The organism is Halorubrum tibetense (assembly GCF_042661865.1).
Lineage (GTDB): Archaea > Halobacteriota > Halobacteria > Halobacteriales > Haloferacaceae > Halorubrum > Halorubrum tibetense.
In genome coordinates this window covers 1-6,981 of the sequence record NZ_JBHSWW010000120.1, presented here as the reverse complement: position 1 = coordinate 6,981, position 6,981 = coordinate 1, and the positions used below count along the sequence as shown (strand labels likewise).

Below are 6,981 nucleotides of genomic sequence, written 5' to 3'. Positions count from 1 at the left end.
GTCGGCCTCGCGGTCGCCGACGTCGATGAGGGGGGCGGCGTCGAGGAGGTCGCGACCGAGCGGGTATGTCGTGGCGTACCGCGCCTCGGGATCGCGGTCGGTCGCCCGCCGTACCGGTCGGATCGCGTCGTCCGGGAGCGAGTCCCCCAGTGCGTCGACGTCGAGCCCGTCGCGTATCGCCGACGCGAGCGTGTTTCGATCCGGTCGGTCCGTCGCCCCCGTCCCGTCGGACCCGTCGCCCGCTGCGATACGTTCGCTCGAAAACGGGACGGTCCCCGAGAGCACGGCGGCGGCGAGGACGCCGACCCGGTACACGTCAGTCCGCCGCCCCGCGTGGTCGTCGTCGAGCTGTTCGGGGGCGGTGAAGGGGGTAACCGGGGGGTCGACGACGAGTCCGCTCAGTCCCCAGTCGCCGACGACCGGAACGGGCCCTTCTGAGTCCATCCGGAACGAGAGACAGTCGGGATGGATCGTGAGATGCGAGGGGGTGGAGCCGTATCGCGCGTACGTTCGGAGGGTCTCACAGACGTCCGAGAGCAGCTCTCCGCGCGTTCGGCGGTCACACGCCACGGCGGCGGCGAGGGTGTTGCCCGTCGCCCACGCCGCCAGCTCGTCGGGAACGTACTCGACGGCGACCCAGGGTTCCGGATCGGTACCCCAGTCCCGGAGCGCTCGCACCGTGCGGCGCTCGTCGACCGCTGCCCACTGGCGGGCGAGCGAGTCGAACCGGTCGAGCCGGTCGTCCGGGACCTCGCCGACAAGCGTCCGGATCGCCACCGGTGCTCCCCCCTCGCCGGTCCCTCGGTACGTCCGCCATCGGGCGCTCGATCCGACGCGATCGCCGACGGACCACTCGCCGTGTTCCCCTTCCAACGACCCCTCGAACGCAGCCATGAACCGTGCTTCCGCCCCGAGTATAATAACGATCGGACATCGATCCGCCGGGGGCAATATATAAATGCGGTCCGAAACGCCGTCTCGACCGCTTCGACAGCCATGCGAATAGTCAACATGAAACGGCGATAGTAGCTGCGCAGTACTGTGGTTTTCGGGTTCAACGGCGTCCTCGTCCGTGTCCCGAGAGGGCACGCAGTAGCGACGGATTTATATAGAATCACAATCAATCAAACGATGTATGAGTCAGCGAATGCAGCAGGGTCAGCCGATGATCATCATGGGCGACGACGCCCAGCGCGTCAAGGACCGCGATGCGCAGGAGTACAACATTTCCGCGGCGCGCGGCGTCGCCGAGGCGGTACGCTCGACGCTCGGGCCGAAAGGGATGGACAAGATGCTCGTCGACTCGATGGGCGATGTCACCATCACGAACGACGGTGTCACCATCCTCCAGGAGATGGACATCGACAACCCGACCGCGGAGATGATCGTCGAGGTCGCCGAGACCCAGGAGGACGAGGCCGGCGACGGGACGACTAGCGCGGTCGCCATCGCGGGCGAGCTGCTGAAGAACGCCGAGGACCTCCTCGAACAGGACATCCACCCGACAGCGGTGATCAAGGGGTTCAACCTCGCGAGCGAGTACGCCCGCGATCAGGTCGACGATATCGCCCACGACGTCGACGCCGACGACACGGAGACGCTACAAAGCGTCGCCGAGACGTCGATGACGGGCAAGGGCGCGGAGCTCGAAAAGGAAGTCCTCGCGGACCTCGTCGTCCGCGCGGTTCAGGGCGTCACGGTCGAGGCCGACGACGGCTCGCACGTCGTCGACTTGGCGAACCTCAAGATCGAGACTCGAACCGGCCGCTCGGCCGGCGAGTCCGAGCTCCTCTCGGGCGCGGTGATCGACAAGGACCCGGTCCACGACGACATGCCGACGGACTTCGAGGACGCGAACGTCCTCCTTCTCAACGACCCGATCGAGGTCGAGGAGGCGGACGTCGACACCTCGGTCAACGTCGACTCGCCCGACCAGCTCCAGAAGTTCCTCGACCAAGAGGAAGCACAGCTCCGCGAGAAGGTCGACCAGATCGTCGACAGCGGGGCGGACGTCGTCTTCTGTCAGAAGGGTATCGACGACCTCGCCCAGCACTACCTCGCGAAGGAGGGGATCCTGGCGGTCCGTCGGACGAAGAAGTCCGACATGAAGTTCCTGAAGAACGTCCTCGACTCGGTGATCGTCACCGACCTCGACTCGGTGTCGAGCGAGGACATCGCACGTGGCTCGGTCCGGCGTGACGCCGACGAGGAGCTGTTCTACGTCGAGGGCGAGGACGCTCACGGCGCGACGCTGCTCCTGTACGGCTCGACCGAGCACGTCGTCGACGAGCTCGAACGTGGCGTCAACGACGCGATCGATGTCGTCGCCACCACGGTCTCCGACGGCCGCACGCTCCCCGGCGGCGGCGCGATCGAGGTCGAGCTCGCCCGTCGGCTCCGCGACTACGCGGACTCCGTCTCCGGCCGCGAGCAGCTCGCCGTCGAGGCGTTCGCCGACGCGCTCGAACTGATCCCGCGCGTGCTCGCCGAGAACGCGGGCCTCGACTCGATCGACCTCTTGGTCGACCTCCGAGCGGCCCACGAAGCGGGCGACGCGAACGCCGGCCTCAACGTGTTTACCGGCGAGGTCGAGGACACCTTCGAGACGGGAGTCGTCGAGACCGCCCACGCCAAAGAGCAGGCGATCGCCTCCGCCGCGGAGGCCGCGAACCTCGTCCTCAAAATCGACGACATCATCGCCGCGGGCGACCTCTCGACGTCCGGCGACGGCGACGAGGGTGGCGCGCCCGGCGGTGCCGGCGGCATGGGCGGCATGGGCGGCATGGGCGGTGCGATGTAACGCTCGGTAGGAACTACCTCTCACCGACCGTTCAGTCCACCGACCCGCGTTCCGACCACACGTTTCGACGCGTTCACGCTTTTTGACTCGCTCCGTCATCGTTCACAGCGGTGACTCCACGACCGACGTTCGAAAGGGCATAAGTACCCCACCGGCAAATTCTGCGGCATGCAGACGTTGCTTCTCAACAGCGATGACGTCGACGAGAACGCGCGAACCGGCCGCGTGATCGACGCGGTCGAAGGTGCCTTCGTTGCCTACGAGCGTGGTGACGCCCAGATGCCGCCGAAGTCGTACATCGACCTCCCCGAGTACAACGGCGATTTCCGGTCGATGCCGGCGTATCTGGACGCTGGTGACTGGGACGCCGCGGGGATCAAATGGGTGAACGTCCACACGGACAACCCCGCCGATCACGACCTCCCCACCGTGATGGGAACGATGATCTACTCCGACCCGGAGACCGCCTTCCCGCTCGCGATCATGGACGGGACCGCGCTGACGATGAAACGGACCGGCGCGGCCGCCGCCGTCGCTACCGATTACCTCGCCGTTCCGGACGCCGACTCGCTCGGTATCATCGGCGCGGGCGTCCAGTCGTACACGCAGCTGGAGGCGATAGCCGAAGTCCGCGACATCGAGGAGGTCGTCGTGAGCGACCTCGACGAGGAGCGCGTCGCCCGCTTCGTCGACGCCTTCGACGACGAGTTCGACGTGCGCGCCGGGTCGCCGACCGAGGCCGGCCACTGTGACGTGCTCTCGACGGTCACGCCCGTTGAGGACCCGATCGTCGGCCCCGACGACGTGGCCGAACACACGCACGTCAACGCGATGGGCGCGGACGCGGCGGGCAAACACGAGCTCGCGGACGAGCTCCTGTTGGACGCGACGATCGTCATCGACGACCACGAGCAGTGCACCCACTCCGGCGAGATCAACGTCCCCTACGCCGCGGGGACGCTCACCGACGAGGACATCTACGGCGAGATCGGCGAGATCGTCGTCGGGAACAAACCCGGCCGGGTCGGCACGGACGGGATCGAAGGCGTCAGCGTCTTCGACTCGACGGGGCTCGCGATCCAGGACGTCGCGGCCGCCCGCGTCGTGTACGAGTACGCCGACGACAACGACAACGGTTACCCGTTCGACCTGCTCGGCCTCGCCGAGTAGGCGGGTCGACTCACTCCCGACACCGCGAGTCGCTTTCGCGACGCGATCCACGTCCTTTCCACCGCTTCCGTGACGGATCCGCCTTCCCACCCCCTTTTATCAGTGGCGGCCGAACCGAGTGTATGCGACTCGTCAGCGTCGCCGCCGTGGCCGAGAACGGAGTGATCGGGAACGACGGCGCGGTGCCGTGGCCCGACCTCCCGGCCGACGTCGAACAGTACCGCGAGCGCGTCGCCGGCTCACCGGTGATCCTCGGCCGGAAGACGTTCGAGTCGATGCGCGGGGACCTACCGGGGAGCCGCCAGATCGTTGTGAGCCGGAGCGTCGACGCGGTCGACGAGCCCACCGCCCTCGTCGCCGACGGCGTCGAAGCGGCGCTCGACGCGGCCCGTCAGCTGGTCGGTGACGGGACCGGTACGGGCAGCGGGGCCGACCCCAGCCCCGACGGATCCGAGGACGCCGGCTCCCAAACCGACCCCACCGCCGACGCCGTGTACGTCCTCGGCGGCGGGGCGATCTACGCTCTGTTCCACCCCCACGTCGACGGGATGGCGATCAGCCACGTCGACGGCGCGTACGACGGCGACACCCGGTTCCCCGAGTTCGACGAGACGGAGTGGGAGGTCGTCGACGAGACCGACTACGAGGGGTTCACGCTCCGGGAGTGGAGCCGGCGAGGCGACGGGCGACGGGGCGACGGCCGGTAATCAGTCGCCGCCGGTCCCCGGAAAGAACGGCTCGTGGTCCTCGTGTGTGAACTCGGCGACCGGCGTGCCGTCAAGCCGCCGGAGCCGTGTGTGTAGCGTGCCGCGATCGGCGGCGGATCGGGCGACCTTCCGGGGTGCCGCGCCCTGCCGATCGTACGTCGCGGCGACGAGGACGGCGACCCTCGCGTCGGCGTCCGCGTACCGGATCACGAGGTACGTCCGACCATCGGTCGCACGGCGGAACACGTCGTACTCGTCGAGAGTGGCGCGCCCGACGACCCGCTCGATCCGGTCGGCGTCGTCCCCGGGAACGGTGAGCGAGAGCCCGAACCAGTCGTCGTCACCGACTCCGATCGGGACGAACGAGGCGTCACCCGCCTGTGTCGCGACCGTCTCCCACCCCTCAGACCGGAGCCTCGATTCGAGCGCGTGTAGCTCCTCGATGGTCCGTTGCCAGCCGTTCATGCCGTGTCGTGTTTCGTGTCTCTCGGGTTCATTTCACTTGTTCTCTCCAGCTCGTCTCAGTCGATCCGGACCGGCCGCCCGGCGTCCGCTCACGTACCCACCCCGAACCCGAACTCCAGGACCGCCGAGGACGCGAGCACCGCGACGGCGGCCCCGAACTGTCGAGCAATCGGGGTCGCTCGCTCGTGGGGCTCCTCGTCCCAGTACCATCGGAGCGGCGGGAGCCGGGAGACCGCGGCGTCGAACCGGGACTGGCGGGTGGTGCCGGTCCCTCCCTCGTACCCCGTCGGAAACAGCCGGATCGCGACCACGCCGAACGCGAGCCAGCCGAGGACGAACAGCGCGTTCTTCGCCGCCGCGACGCCCGCCCCGCTCCCGACGCCGACCGCGATGACGAACGCCGCGGTCCACAGCGAGACCGTGAGCGCGTACACGCTGACCTCGACCACGCCCCCGAGGATCGACCGCGAGGAGTCGGGACCCGTACCGGGCTCCGACCGACTCACCGTTCCAACACCTCCCGACGGAACCGATCGGTGTCCTCGTACGCGTCGTCGTGTCGGTGACAGTGGCTCCGGTGGTCGGTCGCGTGTGTCGTCGTCGGGGGCACCGATCGGTCACAGACGCTGGCGAACGCGTCGTCGAACGCCCCACGAGCACCTTCCCGGTCGCCGGCGTCGAACCGCTCGGCGATCCGCTCGGACGTCGACCTGACCGCGGTCGGCGCGTCCGCCTCCGCGAAGAGCCGGTCGGCGACCGCGCTCGCCGTCTCCCGCTCGGTCGCGAGCCCGAGCCGGTTTTTCAGTTCGCGGATCCGTGCCTCGACCCCGCTCTCACGCGCCTCGATCACGGTGCCGAACTCGGCTATCGCCCCCCACACCGCCGGGTCGAGGTCCTCCCACCCTTCGGGGCGGATCTTCATCGGACACCGGTCGGTGAACGGACAGCCCGCTGGCGGGTCGACCGGGCTCGGGGGCGTCCCGCGGAGCGTGATCCGGTCGGTGAACTCGTCGGGGCCGGCGTCGCCGGGGATCGCGGACAACAGCGCGTGGGTGTACGGGTGCTCCGGCGAGCCGAACACCCGCTCCGTCGGCCCGATCTCCGCGACGTTGCCGAGATACATCACCGCGACGCGGTCGCTGATGTGTCTGACCACGGAGAGGTCGTGTGCGATGAACAGGTACGTCAAGCCGATCTCCTCCTGGAGGTCCGCGAGCAGGTTGAGGATCTTCGCCTGGACGCTCACGTCGAGCGCGGAGACGGGCTCGTCGAGGACGACGAACTCCGGCTCGGCCGCGAGCGCGCGAGCGATAGCGACCCGCTGCCGCTGGCCGCCGGAGAACTGGTGGGGGTACCGGTAGTAGTGTTCCCGTTGGAGGCCGACCCGGTCGAGCAGCGAGCGGACGCGGTCCGGCCGCTCTCCGGGTTCCCCCCAGTCGTGGACGTCGAGCGGCTCCCGGACGATCTCGCCGACCGTGAGCCGCTCGTTCAGGCTCGAATGGGGGTTCTGAAAGACGATCGCGACGCGCTCGCGCCACTCCCGAAGCGCGTCGCCCTCGAGCGCGGTAACGTCGGCGCCGTCGAACTCGACGCGCCCCGCCGTCGATCGCTCCAGCCTGACGAGCGTCCGTCCGAGCGTCGTTTTGCCGCAGCCGGACTCGCCGACGAGCCCCAGCGTCTCGCCGGGCCGGACGTCGAAGGAGACGCCGTCGACCGCCTTCACCGGCTCCGAGGGGAGAAAGCCGGACTCCTCGTAGTACGTCCGGAGCCCGTCGACGGAGACGAGCGGGTCGTCCGCGCTCATCGGCCTCCTCCCTCGATGTCGGGCCCGCGGCCGCC

General features: G+C 68.7%; 6 protein-coding genes and 1 pseudogene. 3 read left to right on the top strand and 4 right to left on the bottom strand.

Annotated features, from left to right (window positions below):
* A partial coding sequence (locus ACFQEU_RS09155; RefSeq protein ID WP_465261127.1) for a protein kinase family protein occupies positions 1-894 on the bottom strand: 894 nt, incomplete at its 3' end.
* Between the two features lie 271 nt (positions 895-1,165).
* On the opposite strand from ACFQEU_RS09155, the gene thsB reads away from it, so the two are divergent.
* The 3 genes from thsB (at position 1,166) to ACFQEU_RS09140 (ending at position 4,677) form a co-directional block, all read left to right on the top strand.
* Entirely contained in the window at positions 1,166-2,800 is a 1,635-nt protein-coding gene (gene thsB, locus ACFQEU_RS09150; RefSeq protein WP_379781416.1) for a thermosome subunit beta, read from the top strand.
* 168 nt (positions 2,801-2,968) lie between these two features.
* A complete protein-coding gene (locus ACFQEU_RS09145; protein WP_379781414.1) occupies positions 2,969-3,970 on the top strand; it encodes an ornithine cyclodeaminase family protein in 1,002 nt (333 codons plus the stop codon).
* Positions 3,971-4,092: 122 nt separating this feature from the next.
* A complete protein-coding gene (locus ACFQEU_RS09140) occupies positions 4,093-4,677 on the top strand; it encodes a dihydrofolate reductase (RefSeq protein WP_379781412.1) in 585 nt (194 codons plus the stop codon).
* On the opposite strand, the pseudogene ACFQEU_RS09135 reads toward ACFQEU_RS09140, so the two are convergent.
* The 3 genes and pseudogenes from ACFQEU_RS09135 to ACFQEU_RS09125 form a co-directional block, all read right to left on the bottom strand.
* Positions 4,678-5,145 (bottom strand): annotated as a pseudogene (locus ACFQEU_RS09135) (DUF7529 family protein); the annotation flags it as partial. It abuts the gene before it with no gap.
* Positions 5,146-5,231: 86 nt separating this feature from the next.
* Positions 5,232-5,648: a DUF7555 family protein gene (locus ACFQEU_RS09130; RefSeq protein ID WP_379781408.1), complete on the bottom strand. Its 417-nt coding sequence runs from the start codon at positions 5,646-5,648 to the stop codon at positions 5,232-5,234.
* Positions 5,645-6,946, bottom strand: a complete 1,302-nt coding sequence (locus tag ACFQEU_RS09125) for an ABC transporter ATP-binding protein (RefSeq protein WP_379781406.1) — start codon at positions 6,944-6,946, stop codon at positions 5,645-5,647. The genes ACFQEU_RS09130 and ACFQEU_RS09125 overlap by 4 nt, the downstream gene beginning before the upstream one ends.
* Positions 6,947-6,981: the final 35 nt, after the last annotated feature.